This window comes from Roseinatronobacter sp. S2, from assembly GCF_029581395.1.
Classification (GTDB): domain Bacteria; phylum Pseudomonadota; class Alphaproteobacteria; order Rhodobacterales; family Rhodobacteraceae; genus Roseinatronobacter.
In genome coordinates this window covers 53,112-66,802 of record NZ_CP121113.1, presented here as the reverse complement: position 1 = coordinate 66,802, position 13,691 = coordinate 53,112, and the positions used below count along the sequence as shown (strand labels likewise).

15 protein-coding genes and 1 tRNA gene are annotated in these 13,691 nt (G+C 59.1%); 6 read left to right on the top strand and 10 right to left on the bottom strand.

Features of this window, described 5'->3' with window-relative positions; translation table 11 throughout:
- Nucleotides 1-291 precede the first annotated feature (291 nt).
- Nucleotides 292-366: transfer RNA gene (locus P8S53_RS00325), tRNA-Gly, on the bottom strand.
- Nucleotides 367-539: 173 nt separating this feature from the next.
- Here P8S53_RS00325 and P8S53_RS00320 point away from each other — a divergent pair.
- Nucleotides 540-782, top strand: coding sequence for a hypothetical protein (locus tag P8S53_RS00320; protein WP_277805177.1), 243 nt, complete (start codon nucleotides 540-542; stop codon nucleotides 780-782).
- Between the two features lie 45 nt (nucleotides 783-827).
- Here P8S53_RS00320 and P8S53_RS00315 read toward each other — a convergent pair whose 3' ends face one another.
- Nucleotides 828-1,463: a J domain-containing protein gene (locus tag P8S53_RS00315; RefSeq protein ID WP_277805176.1), complete on the bottom strand. Its 636-nt coding sequence runs from the start codon at nucleotides 1,461-1,463 to the stop codon at nucleotides 828-830.
- A gap of 134 nt (nucleotides 1,464-1,597) precedes the next feature.
- On the opposite strand from P8S53_RS00315, the gene P8S53_RS00310 reads away from it, so the two are divergent.
- Complete coding sequence (locus P8S53_RS00310) at nucleotides 1,598-1,855, top strand: BolA family transcriptional regulator (protein ID WP_277805175.1); 258 nt, start codon at nucleotides 1,598-1,600, stop codon at nucleotides 1,853-1,855.
- On the opposite strand, the gene P8S53_RS00305 is transcribed toward P8S53_RS00310, so the two are convergent.
- The 3 genes from P8S53_RS00305 to gatB all read right to left on the bottom strand — a co-directional run bounded on the left by P8S53_RS00305 (nucleotide 1,856) and on the right by gatB (nucleotide 4,560).
- On the bottom strand, nucleotides 1,856-2,257 hold the full coding sequence (locus tag P8S53_RS00305) for a hypothetical protein (protein WP_277805174.1): 402 nt from the start codon (nucleotides 2,255-2,257) through the stop codon (nucleotides 1,856-1,858).
- Nucleotides 2,258-2,352: 95 nt separating this feature from the next.
- Nucleotides 2,353-2,823, bottom strand: a complete 471-nt coding sequence (locus tag P8S53_RS00300) for an acyloxyacyl hydrolase (RefSeq protein WP_277805173.1) — start codon at nucleotides 2,821-2,823, stop codon at nucleotides 2,353-2,355.
- Nucleotides 2,824-3,045: 222 nt separating this feature from the next.
- Entirely contained in the window at nucleotides 3,046-4,560 is a 1,515-nt protein-coding gene (gene gatB / locus P8S53_RS00295; RefSeq protein WP_277805172.1) for an Asp-tRNA(Asn)/Glu-tRNA(Gln) amidotransferase subunit GatB, read from the bottom strand.
- A gap of 256 nt (nucleotides 4,561-4,816) precedes the next feature.
- Between gatB and P8S53_RS00290 the strand changes: the two genes are divergently transcribed.
- Both P8S53_RS00290 and P8S53_RS00285 read left to right on the top strand, forming a co-directional pair.
- The gene (locus P8S53_RS00290; RefSeq protein ID WP_277805171.1) at nucleotides 4,817-5,356 is read left to right on the top strand and encodes a hypothetical protein; all 540 of its coding nucleotides are present in this window, start codon (nucleotides 4,817-4,819) and stop codon (nucleotides 5,354-5,356) included.
- 113 nt (nucleotides 5,357-5,469) lie between these two features.
- Nucleotides 5,470-6,588 (top strand): FliM/FliN family flagellar motor C-terminal domain-containing protein, encoded by a 1,119-nt coding sequence (locus tag P8S53_RS00285; RefSeq protein ID WP_277805170.1) that lies wholly within the window; start codon nucleotides 5,470-5,472, stop codon nucleotides 6,586-6,588.
- 344 nt (nucleotides 6,589-6,932) lie between these two features.
- Here P8S53_RS00285 and P8S53_RS00280 read toward each other — a convergent pair whose 3' ends face one another.
- From P8S53_RS00280 to P8S53_RS00265, 4 genes are all read right to left on the bottom strand, one after another.
- Nucleotides 6,933-7,775, bottom strand: a complete 843-nt coding sequence (locus tag P8S53_RS00280) for a bifunctional allantoicase/(S)-ureidoglycine aminohydrolase (RefSeq protein ID WP_277805169.1) — start codon at nucleotides 7,773-7,775, stop codon at nucleotides 6,933-6,935.
- 124 nt (nucleotides 7,776-7,899) lie between these two features.
- Nucleotides 7,900-9,051, bottom strand: coding sequence for a PQQ-dependent sugar dehydrogenase (locus P8S53_RS00275; protein ID WP_277805168.1), 1,152 nt, complete (start codon nucleotides 9,049-9,051; stop codon nucleotides 7,900-7,902).
- A 97-nt stretch (nucleotides 9,052-9,148) separates the two neighbouring features.
- The gene (locus P8S53_RS00270; protein WP_277805167.1) at nucleotides 9,149-10,534 is read right to left on the bottom strand and encodes a TolC family outer membrane protein; all 1,386 of its coding nucleotides are present in this window, start codon (nucleotides 10,532-10,534) and stop codon (nucleotides 9,149-9,151) included.
- A 63-nt stretch (nucleotides 10,535-10,597) separates the two neighbouring features.
- Entirely contained in the window at nucleotides 10,598-11,251 is a 654-nt protein-coding gene (locus tag P8S53_RS00265; protein WP_277805166.1) for a protein-L-isoaspartate O-methyltransferase, read from the bottom strand.
- Between the two features lie 229 nt (nucleotides 11,252-11,480).
- Here P8S53_RS00265 and mscL point away from each other — a divergent pair, with 229 nt between their 5' ends.
- The gene (mscL, locus tag P8S53_RS00260) at nucleotides 11,481-11,864 is read left to right on the top strand and encodes a large conductance mechanosensitive channel protein MscL (RefSeq protein WP_277805165.1); all 384 of its coding nucleotides are present in this window, start codon (nucleotides 11,481-11,483) and stop codon (nucleotides 11,862-11,864) included.
- Nucleotides 11,865-11,877: 13 nt separating this feature from the next.
- Here the strand turns inward: mscL and P8S53_RS00255 are convergent, their stop codons facing one another.
- On the bottom strand, nucleotides 11,878-12,336 hold the full coding sequence (locus P8S53_RS00255; protein WP_277805164.1) for an Lrp/AsnC family transcriptional regulator: 459 nt from the start codon (nucleotides 12,334-12,336) through the stop codon (nucleotides 11,878-11,880).
- A gap of 137 nt (nucleotides 12,337-12,473) precedes the next feature.
- On the opposite strand from P8S53_RS00255, the gene ald reads away from it, so the two are divergent.
- A complete protein-coding gene (gene ald, locus P8S53_RS00250) occupies nucleotides 12,474-13,598 on the top strand; it encodes an alanine dehydrogenase (protein ID WP_277805163.1) in 1,125 nt (374 codons plus the stop codon).
- Nucleotides 13,599-13,691 lie beyond the last annotated feature (93 nt).

The following is a 13,691-nucleotide window of genomic DNA, read 5'->3' as shown; positions in this document are numbered from 1 at the left end:
CCGGCATATTCATCCGGTGACATGTTTATCCACTTTTCCTATATCCCTGCCTCATTGCCCACCTTTGCAGCTTGTTCTTACTACATGTGGTAGGTCTTGCGGCGATATGCACAACTTGACGTATAGTAGGGGGCTTCGTCAACGGAAATATTTGCGGCGGCAGGTGGAAAAATATCTTGACCTTCCCTTGTGGCCGGTTGCGGCAAGGCAAGACTCGGTCATGCAACGATAGTGCTACGGAATTGGGCATAAAACGAAAAAGGCGGCCCGAAGGCCGCCTGTTTTCGAAATTGGAGCGGGCGATGAGATTCGAACTCACGACCCTAACCTTGGCAAGGTTATGCTCTACCCCTGAGCTACGCCCGCCCCGTTTTCGGTATGCGCGACTTACAAACTATCGTTTCCCGCCGCAAGAGGGAAAAGCCGATAATCCATGAAAATTTCATCAGACTGACAAGATTCGCGGCAATAACCAAATCACAAGCTTCTTGCTGCATGCTGGAATCACGGGAACTGTCCCTGAAGTGAAAGGAATATCAATGCAGGAACGTGACAAGGGCAATCGCGCGGGTTCATCGGGCCGGATCATGGCGAACGATATCGTCAACGACTTGCGCACAATACGCCAGCTTGAAGGTGTTTTTGATGGTCTGGATGCGGCTTGTACCGCGCCCGCGCGCCGCACCACAGCCCCGCTTTTCGCGATCTGGCAACTGGCCAGAAAGCATGGTGCCACCATTCGCGCCACCATTGCCACGCCTGTTGAACGGCCATCGCGCTGACGCGCATCTGACAAGGCGCAAACCCGTGCGCGCAACAACACGCCATCAATCGCGGAAATTGCGGCTTTCCTTGATCTGGTCCCACGCCCAGACCACTTCTTGCAGGCGGTCTTCATCGCTTCGGGCGCCTGCATTGCGATCAGGGTGCAGGTCTTTCACAAGGTTTTTGTATTGCTTGCGAATCTCCGGGCGTGTCCATGTGTCGCGGGCATCCAGAATTTCCAATGCGCGGCGTTCGGTCGGCGGCAGTTTGCGCGATGCGGCACCACTGGTCGCCCTGCCGGGGTTTCGGGTTGCGTTGTCACCCAGCACCTGATGCGGATCTTCGATGCCAAGGCGTTGCCATGCAAGGCGTTCATCCTTGCTGCCCAACGGTTGTGTCGCCCGCCCCCAGACGCGGTCGCGTTCCATGGCGTCCATCATCTCGGATTCGGTCTGACCATCGAAGTAGTTCCACTTCAGATTGTATTCGCGTGCATGGTCTTTGCAAAACCAAAGATACTCGTTCAACTGGTCGGGTGATTTCGGGCAACGATATTGCCCAGATTCCTCGCAGCCCGGATGCTCGCACTGCCGGACAGAGGTTTCCCATGCCCCTGACATGCCGCGCCGTCCGCGAGTGCGCTTTTTCTTGTCGCTGGACGCGCGAATGTCAAAATCAAAAGGGGATTTGCGATCCATGCCTAAACCTGCTGTTGCCTGTGTTTGGTGTCGGTGGTGCTGTATAGCAATGAAAACGTAGTGCGGGCCTTTCCGACTCGGAGGCAGCAGCTTAGTTATATTTTCGTCAGGTTAGAAGAGGGCAGCGAGAAACCATGCATATTCGTGATCAAATCGAGGCAAAACTGCAAGCCGCGTTCAATCCAGCGCAGTTACAGGTCGTTGATGACAGCGAAAGCCATCGCGGTCATGCCGGTTGGCGTGAAGGCGGGCAGACGCATTTCAACGTCATGATCCGCGCCGAGGGGTTTCGCGACCAGTCGCGTGTCGCGCGTCATCGGGCTGTTCATGCCGCGCTGGGGGCGGAACTGGTCAACCGCATTCACGCATTATCGCTGGATATTGGGGCCTGATCAGCGTTCCGGCGTCTCGCCAGATTCGGGGCGCGGGGCTGCATCCCGAAACTGCGGTTCGCGCCGCGATTCATGTATCGGGCGCGGGCCGGTTTGTGTGTTCAGCACTGGTTCCATCGGTGCGGCGGCGCGCGGCTCTGTTATCTGGGGGTGTTCTGCCAGCGTTTCTGCGCTGGGTCTGCGGAAGATCAGCATGTTGTTGTGAACGGTTAAGGTTCCTGTCAGACCCTTGCGTTCCTCGCTGGGCAGGCAATCCGCGCGCCAGTATTCCCACCCTTCGCGGGCAAGGTCATTCAGCAGCACTGTCAACTGGTGCGCGTAGCGTTCGCCGGGTGTTTTCAACCCTTTGATCTTCTGCCCCTTCACGGGCGCGGGCACAGCGAGGTATTCATAAGACTGCATGGCATTCCTGTCCTTATCACACCACCAAGGGGCACATTTTATCCGCTGCGTCTATGTCAGACTGTCGGAAGGTGCAACATCGTGGTCCCGCCGGATCAGCGCAATGGCACAGTCGTGAACAGATATGCGGTATTCAGGCCCGGATTCGGCTTGTAAATGCCTGCGCTGGAACGGTGGTCCGCCCCGATCCCGAATTCCAGGCCAGTCGCTGTCTTGTAGCCCACATCCAGAGATGTCCGAAACTGGACCGGGCCGCCCACATCACGCCCATTCCCGCGTTTCTGGACGCCGGCCAGACCCGTCAGGCGTGCGAACAGGCCGCCTTGTTGTGACCGCAACGTATATGCGGCACCGACACCAATATAGCCCGAACTGTTGGCCGCCGCCGACAGGCCGACCACGGGTTGCAGGCCCCAGATATACGGATCGCCGATATAGCGCACCTGCCCTTCGGTCGAACCGACGGAGAGCTGGCTGCCGATACTGCCAAAAATGCGCGGGCTTTCTGCAAATGCAGGCTGGGACAACAGGGCAATTGCGACAAGCGCTGTTCTGATCAGGTTCATGATACAAATCTCGACTTTTGGGGCGCTATTATTATTTTGCGCTTGGGACTGCTCCGCCACATCAACGGGCAAAATCCCGCCGAAGGACGTATCTGCATACGCTAAAAATACATTCCAAACAATTAATTCGCTTGCACCGCTGAAAAGCTGTGTTTTTTTGCAACGCTTCGCGTGCCGCGGCAGTATTGCCGCCGCGGTCACGCGGAAGTTCCGTGCAAGCTGCTACAGCCCCAGTTTGGCGGTGACAATCTCGTTCACGGCTTGGGGGTTGGCCTTGCCGCCCGTGGCTTTCATGACCTGTCCGACGAACCAGCCTGCCAGTTTGGGGTTCTGTTTGGCCTTTTCCACCTGCGCGGGGTTGGACGCGATGATGTCATCCACGGCTTTTTCAATCGCGCCAGTGTCTGTCACCTGCTTCAGCCCGCGGTCCTCCACGATCTGCGCAGGATCGCCGCCTTCGGTATAGACGATCTCGAACACATCCTTGGCGATCTTGCCCGAAATGTCGCCCGATTTGATCAGCTTGATGATTCCCGCCAGTTGATCGGCGGACACAGGGCTTGCACTGATGTCATGCCCTTCTTTCTTCAGGCGGCCGAACAATTCATTGATGACCCAGTTTGCGGACAGCTTGCCATCACCGGCGGTATCGGCCACGGCCTCGAAAAACGCGGCATTGGTCACATCGGCGGTCAGGACGCTTGCATCATAATCGGTCAGCCCGAAATCGCGCATGAAGCGCGCTTTCTTGTCATCGGGCAATTCCGGCAGGGTGGCTGCAATATCATCGACCCACGCCTGTTCAATTTCCAGCGGCAGCAGGTCGGGGCAGGGGAAATAGCGGTAATCATGCGCTTCTTCCTTGGACCGCATGGATCGTGTTTCACCCTTGTCCGGGTCATACAGACGCGTTTCCTGCACCACACTGCCGCCATCTTCCAGAATGGCGATCTGGCGGCGGGCCTCATAATCAATCGCGGCCTGAATGAAGCGCATGGAATTCATGTTCTTGATTTCGCAGCGCGTGCCCAGATGGCCGAAATCCTGCGTGGCCTGATATTTCTCATACTGGCCGGGGCGACAGACGGACACGTTCACATCGGCGCGCAGGTTGCCGTTTTGCATATTGCCATCGCAAGTGCCCAAATACCGCAGGATCTGGCGCAGCTTGGTGACATAGGCGGCGGCTTCTTCCGGCCCGCGAATATCGGGGCGGCTAACGATTTCCATCAGCGCGACGCCCGTGCGGTTCAGGTCCACGAAACTCATGTTCGGGTCCATGTCATGGATGGATTTGCCCGCGTCCTGTTCCACATGGATACGTTCTATCCGCACCAGTCGCGCAATACCCGGCCCCATTTCCACCAGAACTTCGCCCTCGCCGACAAGCGGGTGATACAGCTGGCTGATCTGGTAGCCCTGCGGAAGATCGGGGTAAAAGTAGTTCTTGCGGTCAAAGGCTGAACGCAGGTTGATCTGCGCCTTCAGCCCCAACCCTGTGCGCGCAGCCTGCGCGATGCAGAATTCATTCACAACCGGCAACATGCCGGGCATGGCCGCATCCACAAAGGCAACGTTCGAATTGGGTTCCGCCCCGAATTTGGTCGAGGCCCCGGAAAACAGTTTGGACTGGCTGGCCACCTGCGCATGAATTTCCATGCCGATCACCAGTTCCCATTCTCCGGTCGCGCCGGATAGGGTTTTGACTTCGGGTGCTTCATAGGTCAGATCAAGCATTGGCGCATTTTCCTGTGGCTGTCCTGTTTCTGCCTTCTAGCGGCAGGGCGGCTGCGCAGCAAGGGGCACGAATTGGGCGGGGTTTCGCCGATTTTGGCATACTCTCAGGCGCGTGAATTGTGTTTCAGGGCCGAATCACGGAGTGCCGCGTTGCAGCGCATTTCGGTGCTGCGCCATATTCGGAAATCTGATGACTTGCATTTTGCCTTTTCGCCTGTCGGCTGTTGCTGTGTTGGTAACACTTCTGGGGGGATGTATGGTTCAGGCTACTGACCAAAATGAAGGCCCTGAAATCGTAACCCGCTGGGACCACCGCCCCGAAGCAACATTGTGGACCACCGCCCAGTTCGAAGCCCTGGATCATGAAGGGCGCGCATTGGTCGAGACAGTGCCAGAAGACATCGACAATTTCTGCCCCGGATATGAAGCCGCCGATGACGAAGGGCGCAAGGCATTCTGGACCGCGCTTTTTTCCGGTCTGGCCGGATACGAAAGCACATGGCGCCCCGAAGCGGCGGGTGCCGGTGGCCGGTATCGCGGTTTGCTGCAAATCTGGCCCACGTCAGCGCGCCATTACGGCTGTGACCTTAGCCATCCCAACGGGCTTTATGACGGCGAGACGAATTTGCGCTGCGCGTCGCGCATCGCCGCACAAGCGGTGGAACGCGATCAGGTTGTCGTCGGTGGCCCCGGAAACTGGGGCGGTGTGGCCAAGGACTGGCCGCCACTGCGCAACGCCAGCAAACGCAATGACATTGCCGGTTTCACACGCAGCCTGCCCGCCTGTCAGGTCTGACGCGCGGTGATTTGCCCCGTGCATCGGCAAAAACTGCCCGAAACAGCACTGCGTTTCAGAGTTTGCTAACCTTTTTGCCCCAATGATAAACGGCAAACGGGTGACAGTGCACGATGGATCAGGCAGAAGCGGAACAGAACAACCAGACGGATCGGCAAAATCCTTTGGAACGGATGGCCGGACGGACGCGTGCCGCCGCCGGTGCCGAGAACTCGGCCTTTGACGGGGCGATTCGTGTGGCCTTCGGGCGCATGGCGCAGACATGTCGCGGGCTGGATGCAACCGTAAACTCGGTGAAGATGTATCCCGCCAGTCTGGCGGAAGTTGTGGAAATTGCCGAACCGGGCATGTTCCTGTCCCTGCTGGAAGGGGGGCAGGACAGAATCGGGCTGGCGGTGATGTGTCACAGTATGATGGCCGGGCTGGTCGAAGCCGTCACAACCGCACGCGTCGCAGATACAGCGCCCAACCCGCGCAAGCCGACGCGCACCGATGCGGCCCTGCTGGCCCCGTTGATCGATACCTTGTTCCAGCAGATTGCCCGACGGCTGGCAGGGACAGGGGCGCGGGAAAGCCAGTTTGCGGGCTATGTCTACGGGTCATTTCTGGATGATCCGCGCCCGCTTGGTGTTTTGCTGGAAGATGTGCCCTATCAGATACTTCGGCTGCGCGTGCAATTCGGCCACGGCCCGCGCGCAGGGGATCTGTATCTTGTTTTGCCCGACAGGGCGTTCGCGCAGGAACTGGCGGGCGCGGAACATGAAACCACCGAAAAAGCACAATGGGCCGCGCGACTGGAAGCGACGGTTTGTGCGGCTGAAGTGCAGCTTGATGCCATTTTGTGCCGGATGCAGATGAAGCTATCGGCAGTATCGACCCTGAAGCGCGGCGATGTGCTGTGCCTGCCCGAAAGCGCGTTGGAAGCGCTGTCACTTGAAACGCTGAAAGGGCAGGTGATCGCCAAGGCCCGACTGGGGCAGGCGCGTGGCCAGCGTGCCGTGCGCCTGACCAGCCAGCCCGGTGACATGACAGACGATTACGATGCGCCCTTTACCCTGCCTGTGTCCGCAGCCCGCATTCTGCCTGTCTGTCCTGTTGGCATGGACGGGATTGATACAGGCCAAGACCCGGATGCGGACACGCCCGATTTCGCCATCGCTGATGATATGCCCATGCAAACAATGGCCGACGATATTGCCCCGCTGCCAGACGCGCCGACAGAGGAGGAGTAGCGCATCGTGCAAAAGCTGTGTCATGTCGGATGGAACTGCAAGGCTGGTTAAGCCTGGCCTGAAGCGGAAGTTGGAGTTTCCCAAGGCGCGGAGCAAAGGGCGAAGCCCGCCGCGCCATCGGTGGGCCGTCCCGCGGCCTGCCGATTACTCTGCTGATACGCCAAGCCTTGGAACACAGGAATATGCAGCGTGCATAAAGTGAGCTTCACCAACGCCGGATCGGCATACCCCGGCCCACCGCTGGCGCGGGCTTTGTCCATGGCCTCAACGGCAGCAAAAGGCCAACATCACCCAACCGGAGGGTTCAACCAGATCCGGCCACGTTCTGCATGAAGGGCGACAGGTCAGGGCAGGATGGCGTGTCGGTTCACGTCCTTGTATAACAGGTAGCGAAACGGCACGGGGCCGCCCGCATAGCAGGCTTGTGGGCAGAACGCGCGCAGCCACATGAAATCCCCTGCTTCCACCTCGACCCATTGCTGGTTCAGATGGTAGACGCCCTTGCCCTGCAACACATACAGCCCGTGTTCCATGACATGGGTTTCATCAAACGGAATGCTTGCGCCCGGCTGCAAGGTCACGATGGTCACATGCATATCATGGCGCATATCTGCGGGGTCCATGAACCGCGTTGTGGCCCATGCACCATTAGTGTCCGGCATGGGGGCCGGGGGGATGTCCTGTTCCTGCGCGACAAACGGTTCGGGATGGTCCAGCCCGTCCAGTGCCTGATAGCGTTTGCGAATCCAGTGGAACACGGTTTTGCCGCCGCTGTCATTGCGCAGGGTCCAGTCACTGCCTGCGGGCACAAACGCGAACCCGCCAGCGCCAAGCGTATGGGTTTCCCCGCCAATGCGGACACTCAGCCCCCCTTCAACGACAAACAGCGCGCCTTCGGCCTGCGGGTCGGTTTCGGGGCGGTCGCTGCCGCCATCAGGGGCCAGTTCAACGATGTATTGCGAGAATGTTTCGGCAAATCCGCTAAGCGGTCTGGCCAGAACCCAGAACCGCGCACCTGTCCAGAACGGCAGGGAACTGGTCACAATGTCCGAAAGCGTGCCTTTGGGGATAATGGCAAAGGCTTCGGTAAACATTGCGCGGTCTGTCGTCAGTTGCGATTGCGGCGGCAGCCCGCCGGTGGGCACATAGTAGCGCGGCGATGGCGGGCGCGTGGCATCTGCGGTCATGGTGGTGCTCCGTCGGGAAGGGTTATTCACGCGTAGCATGGCCGCAATGGGCCATGCCAGCACCGTTTTCACTGACAGAGCTTCCTGAATTCCCGAAGAATTGGCAAATTTGCCCGTGTTTCGGTCAGGGTGCCGGAACAATCCGCATCAATGGCACATTGTCACCATCGGCCAGCACATAGATGGTCCCGTCCTGCGGGTCGACCGCGACATCGCGAATGCGGTGCCCCTCGCCATCCAGCAGGCGGGCCACCGGCTCCAGCGTGCCGTCGTCTTCGGTGAACAGCCCCAGATACTGGTGAAACAGGTTGCCAATCAGCAAATGCCCCTGCCAGTCGGGAAAGGCATCGCCTGTATAGAAGGTCATGCCTGATGGCGGAAAGTGGTCATCGCGCCCTGCGGGCCAGACATAGGCGGGGGCAATGAACCCGTCGCCGTCCTGATGCGGTTCGGCAAACCGTTCGCCCCCGCGATAGGTCACGCCATTGGCTGCCAGCGGCCAGCCGTAATTGCCGCCGCGTTCAACGATGTTGACCTCATCGCCGCCCGCTTCGCCATGTTCGGCCAGCCAGATGTCGCCGGTGTCAGGGTGCAGGGTCATGGCCTGAATATTGCGGTGGCCATAAGACCAGATTGCCCCCGCCGCCCCTTCGTCATCGACAAAGGGGTTGTCGGCGGGAATGTCGCCATCCATCGTCAGGCGGATAACGGCGCCATTCTCGCTCGACAGGTCTTGCGAAATATGGTCCGGCCCGAATTCCTTGGACCCGCGATCCCCGAAACCGGCAAAGACATACCCGTCAGAAAACACGATGCGCGACCCGAAATGCGCACCAGAATCAATGGCGGGGCTGACGCTGTGCAGCACTTCAAGATCGACCAGCGCGCTTTCATCGCGGTCCAGACGCGCGCGCCCCAGATGGGTTGTTGAATTCTGGCCGCCCACGCGTCCGGCCCATGTCATGTAAACCAGCCCCGATTGCGCAAAATCGGGGGCGGGCGCGATGTCCAGCAACCCGCCCTGACCGCGCGTGTCAACATCCGGCGCGCCGCTGACGGGCTGCATCTCGCCGCTATTGTGGTCCAGCAACACAATGTCACCACCGCGCTTGGTGATGATCATGTCGCCGCTGTCGGGCAAGAAGGCCATGGCCCACGGACTGTTCAGGCCGGTGGCTACGGTTTCCAGATCGAATGCGGGCTGGGCATTCGCGGGTATGGACAGGGTCGCGGTGACGGCGCAAACGGCTGCGATCCGGCGTTTTGATATCGGCATATCATTCCTCATGTCTTGCTTCATATGTGCAAAACATGACCCTTATGCCGCTGGTGACAAGTCACAACAGCTTGTGCCTGGGGTGTCGGGGCGGTGTTTATTCCCGCCCGATGGCCCGCAAAACACGGTCCAGCGCCTCGCCTTGTTGCGATGTGACGGGCGCGTTGCGCACGGCGTTATAGTAGGCTTCGGGGTCATAGGTCGGAATGCCCAGACGCAAATGATCAACTGTCAGCAAACCCATTGCCGCCATCAACCCGTAGCTTGCCACCTGCACACCGGCCTGTGATTGCAACAGGACTGTGCGCGCATCCATCAGGTCGTTTTCCGCGTTCAGAACGTCCAGCGTTGTGCGTGCGCCAAGGCGGGCTTCTTCGCGGGTTCCTTCAAATGCGTTTTGTGCTGCGCGCACCTGTTGCTGGCTGGCTGCAATGCGGGCGCGGGCAACATCCAGATTGGCCCATTGCACAGCCACATTCTGAATGACCTGCGCCACGCTGCGGTGCATGCCTGACCGCGCCGCATCCCGCCGCGCCAGGGCCTGACGGTGCTGCGCGCTGATGGCGCCGCCCTGATAGATCGGGCGCGCATACCGCACCCCCGCCGAGGCTGATCGCGTGCTTGGCCCGCTGTTCAGCAAATCCGATGTGACCCCGATGCTGGCATCGGCTGTCACGCTGCCGTGGCGTTGTGCAGCGGCGCGTTCGGCGTTCAATTCGGCAGCGGTCGCTTCAAACTGGGCCTGTTTCACAGATGGGTGGGTGTTGCGGGCAATATCCTGCGCGGCCTGTAGCGATGATGGCAATGTGGGCAGCGCAGGGGGTTGGCGCAACTGGCCGGGGTGACGCCCCGTGGCCAGTTTGTATTCTTCGCGCGCGACGGCCAGATCGCCTTCGGCGGCGGCAAGCTGGCTGCGGGCGGCGGCAAGGCGGGCTTCGGCCAGTGACACATCAGTGCGCGTAATCTCGCCCAGTTCAAAACGTTCCTGTGCCGCATTCAGTTCCTGCTGCGTCAGGCGCATGGTGGTCTGGCGCAGGGTCACGGTTTCCACGGCGCTGCGCACATCCATGAAGGCGCGCACGGCATCCAGAAGCACCTGTTGTTCCACATTCAGCAACGCCTGCCGTGTTCCCATGACCAGCGCTTCGGCAGATTGCCGCGCCAGCGCGCCGCGCCCGAAATCGATCAGGGTAATTTCCGCCGACAGGCTGACGGATGCGCTTAGGGTTTCTTGCTCCAGCGCGCCGGTAATGCGCCGCTCTCCACGCGTCTGGGCGACAAAGTTCAGCACCGGCCGCAAGGACGCAATCGCAAGTGCCACATCTTCGTCTGCGGCGCGCAGAACCGCGCGGTTCTGTTCCAGCAGGTCGGAATTCTGATAGGCGTTGATGAAGGTATCTGCCAGCGATTGCGCAGCGACAGGCAGGCCTGCAAGTGCTGTGCTGCACGCAATGGTGAACGCGGCGAGTGTAGTTCTGAACATTTCTGCCCTTTCAAGCGTTGCTCGATTATGGTGACCGGGCGAATTCAGCGCCGCCCGATCCGGTCAGAAAGTGAACGCTTCCTGTTTTTCAAAGCCCGGCAAAACGGGCGCGGCGGCATTGAACACATCCCGCCATGCAATCTGGTCGCCCTGCCGCACACCAAGGCGGACAACCCCCAATTGCCCCTGCATGAACAGACAGACCACACGGCCCCCTTCACGCAATTGCCGGGTCAGCGCGGCGGGAAATTCCGACACCCCGCCTTGCACGATCATGGCATCATAGGGGGCGTGATCGGGCGCACCTTCGGTCAGGGGGCCTTTGTGCACGATCACGGCTTCTGCGCCGACATGGGCCAGTGCGGTTTCCGCATCCTGCGCAAGCGCGTCATCTTCCTCGACCGCGACTACGGCCTGTGCCAACTGCGCCAGAATTGCAGCGGAATATCCTGTCCCGCACCCGATATCGAGCACCAGTTCAGTCCGGTTCACGTCCAGCATGTCCAGCATTTTGGACAAGGTGCGCGGATCAAGCAGCACGCGATTGTCGCCAAGCGTAATGTTTTCACCCACATAGGCCGCTTCGCGCAGCGCATCGGGCACAAACACTTCGCGCGGGATGCGCAGCATTGCGCCAATGATCGTGAATTTGGTTACATCCGACGGGCGCACTTGCGTATCAACCATCATGGTGCGACGAGTTGCATAATCCGGCATCTACTGAACTTTCCAGTTTGGTTTGCGTAAGATGTCATTGCCACAGAACGCGCGCCCTCGCAATATCCGTCGCGGCTAAAACGCATTTGTCAGCGGAAATGGCGGCATTCAGGGGCATATGCGGTGTGGCCAGGACGCCCTGTTATGCCCCGACAGGGTTAATTTGCGCTTTTCAGTGCGGGGGTCGGCGGTGCATAATATTTAATCATGGATAATCAGGAGAAAGCCCATGTTTAAAGAGTTCAAGACCTTTATCACACGCGGAAATGTCATGGATATGGCCGTTGGTATCATTATTGGTGCAGCATTCACCGCGATCGTGACATCGTTGGTGGATGATCTTGTGAACCCGCTTATCGGTGTTTTTGTGGGCGGCGTTGATTTCAGCGAGGTCAGCTTCGGTCTGGGCGAGGCCCAGTTCATGATCGGCAATTTCATCAACGCGATCATCAAGTTCCTGATCATTGCATGGGTTGTGTTCCTGCTGGTCAGGACCATCAACAGGATCAGTTCCATCAACAAGAAAGAAGAAGCACCGGCCGCCCAAGCCCCCAAAGGCCCGACCGCCGAAGAACTGCTGATCGAAATCCGCGATACGTTGAAGGCGAAGTAACGCGGGACGTTCTTTAAATATCTATGGCGGTTGTCTGGACCACGTTGCGCAATGCAAATGATGATTGCATCTGCACAACGCCGGGCAACCGGCTAAGGTAGCGGCGGTGAATGCGCGCGAAATCATCGCTGTCTGCTGCAATGACCTTCAGCAGGTAATCGGCCGTGCCGGCCATCAGGTGGCATTCCAGCACATCGGGCACGCGCGCGACCTCTCGCTCGAACGCGTCAAGGATCTCTTCGCTTTGGCCCGACAGTTTGATTTCCACAAACACGACTGTCGCGCGGCCTATGCGTCTGCGGTCCAGCAGGGCGACATAATCTGCAATAATCCCGTCAGCTTCCAGCCGCTGAACCCGTCGGTGACAGGCCGACGGCGACAGGTTGACCAGTTCGGCCAGTTCGGCATTTGTGACGCGCCCCTGTTTTTGCAAGACCCGCAAAATACGGCGATCTGTGTCATCTAGCTGCATCGCAGCGCAATCCTTTGCCGGAAATGAAGTAGTTTACGCAAAAATCTTTTGCGATTTACCGCCCAATCCGCGGAATTGTCAAGAATTCACCCCGCAAGGGCGATATTGTGCGAACTATAAATATAGGGAGGTTCAAAATGCTTATTGGTTGCCCCAGGGAAATCAAGCCACAGGAATACCGTGTCGGGCTGACACCTGTTGCCGCACAAGAAGCCATTGCCCATGGCCATCAGGTTGTCGTTGAAACAGGTGCCGGACAGGGTGCAGGGTTTGAAGATGACGCCTACCGCGCAATCGGTGCAGATGTTGTGGATACGGCGGAAGAAATTTTTGCCCGCGCAGAACTTGTGGTCAAGGTCAAGGTCAAGGAACCACAGGCGGGGGAACGCCAGCAATTGCGCGAAGGGCAGATATTATTCACCTATCTGCATCTGGCACCGGACGGGCCGCAAACCCGCGATCTTCTGGCCAGCGGTGTGACCGCCATCGCCTATGAAACCGTGACCGACCGTGCAGGTGGCCTGCCCCTGCTGGCCCCCATGTCCGAGGTGGCGGGGCGGCTGGCCCCGCAAGTCGGGGCATGGACCTTGCAAAAGGCCAATGGCGGGCGCGGGGTGCTGATGGGCGGTGTGCCCGGTGTTGCGCCCGCGCGTGTTGTCGTGATTGGCGGCGGCGTTGTGGGCACCCATGCGGCGCGCATTGCGGCAGGAATGGGCGCGGATGTCACGGTGCTGGACATGTCGCTGGCGCGACTGCGCTATCTGGATGATGCCTTTGGCGGGGTGTTCAAGACCAGCTACGCGTCCAAGGGCAACACGGCAGAACTGGTGGAGCAGGCCGATATGGTTATCGGCGCGGTTCTGATACCCGGTGCCGAAGCCCCCAAGCTGATTACCCGCACGCAACTGTCGCGCATGAAACCGGGTGCGGCGCTGGTGGATGTGGCGATTGATCAAGGCGGGTGTTTTGAAACATCGCATGCGACCACACATGCCGATCCGATCTATGCGGTGGACGGAATCATGCATTACTGCGTGGCCAATATGCCCGGCGCGGTGGCGCGCAGTTCCACGATTGCGCTGGGCAATGCGACCATGCCCTTCATGCTGGCACTGGCAAACAAAGGGTGGCGGCAGGCATGCGAAGATGATGCGCATCTGCTGGCAGGGCTGAACACCCACGCAGGCCACCTGACCTATTATGCAGTTGGCAAGGCGCAGGGGATTGATGTGCTGTCACCGTCCATGGCCCTGAAGGTGTAGATGCCGCGCGCATCACTTTGTGAGGGGAAAAATACATTCGATTATTGCAATATGTCGCGGGGTGGCTATATTGCATCTTAGACATGAAAACGG

Coding starts and splice junctions, on each gene's coding strand:
- P8S53_RS00320 (WP_277805177.1), top strand. CDS start 540: ATGCAGGAACGTGACAAGGGCAATCGCGCGGGTTCATCGGGCCGGATC.
- P8S53_RS00315 (WP_277805176.1), bottom strand. CDS start 1,463: ATGGATCGCAAATCCCCTTTTGATTTTGACATTCGCGCGTCCAGCGAC.
- P8S53_RS00310 (WP_277805175.1), top strand. CDS start 1,598: ATGCATATTCGTGATCAAATCGAGGCAAAACTGCAAGCCGCGTTCAAT.
- P8S53_RS00305 (WP_277805174.1), bottom strand. CDS start 2,257: ATGCAGTCTTATGAATACCTCGCTGTGCCCGCGCCCGTGAAGGGGCAG.
- P8S53_RS00300 (WP_277805173.1), bottom strand. CDS start 2,823: ATGAACCTGATCAGAACAGCGCTTGTCGCAATTGCCCTGTTGTCCCAG.
- gatB (WP_277805172.1), bottom strand. CDS start 4,560: ATGCTTGATCTGACCTATGAAGCACCCGAAGTCAAAACCCTATCCGGC.
- P8S53_RS00290 (WP_277805171.1), top strand. CDS start 4,817: ATGGTTCAGGCTACTGACCAAAATGAAGGCCCTGAAATCGTAACCCGC.
- P8S53_RS00285 (WP_277805170.1), top strand. CDS start 5,470: ATGGATCAGGCAGAAGCGGAACAGAACAACCAGACGGATCGGCAAAAT.
- P8S53_RS00280 (WP_277805169.1), bottom strand. CDS start 7,775: ATGACCGCAGATGCCACGCGCCCGCCATCGCCGCGCTACTATGTGCCC.
- P8S53_RS00275 (WP_277805168.1), bottom strand. CDS start 9,051: ATGCCGATATCAAAACGCCGGATCGCAGCCGTTTGCGCCGTCACCGCG.
- P8S53_RS00270 (WP_277805167.1), bottom strand. CDS start 10,534: ATGTTCAGAACTACACTCGCCGCGTTCACCATTGCGTGCAGCACAGCA.
- P8S53_RS00265 (WP_277805166.1), bottom strand. CDS start 11,251: ATGCCGGATTATGCAACTCGTCGCACCATGATGGTTGATACGCAAGTG.
- mscL (WP_277805165.1), top strand. CDS start 11,481: ATGTTTAAAGAGTTCAAGACCTTTATCACACGCGGAAATGTCATGGAT.
- P8S53_RS00255 (WP_277805164.1), bottom strand. CDS start 12,336: ATGCAGCTAGATGACACAGATCGCCGTATTTTGCGGGTCTTGCAAAAA.
- ald (WP_277805163.1), top strand. CDS start 12,474: ATGCTTATTGGTTGCCCCAGGGAAATCAAGCCACAGGAATACCGTGTC.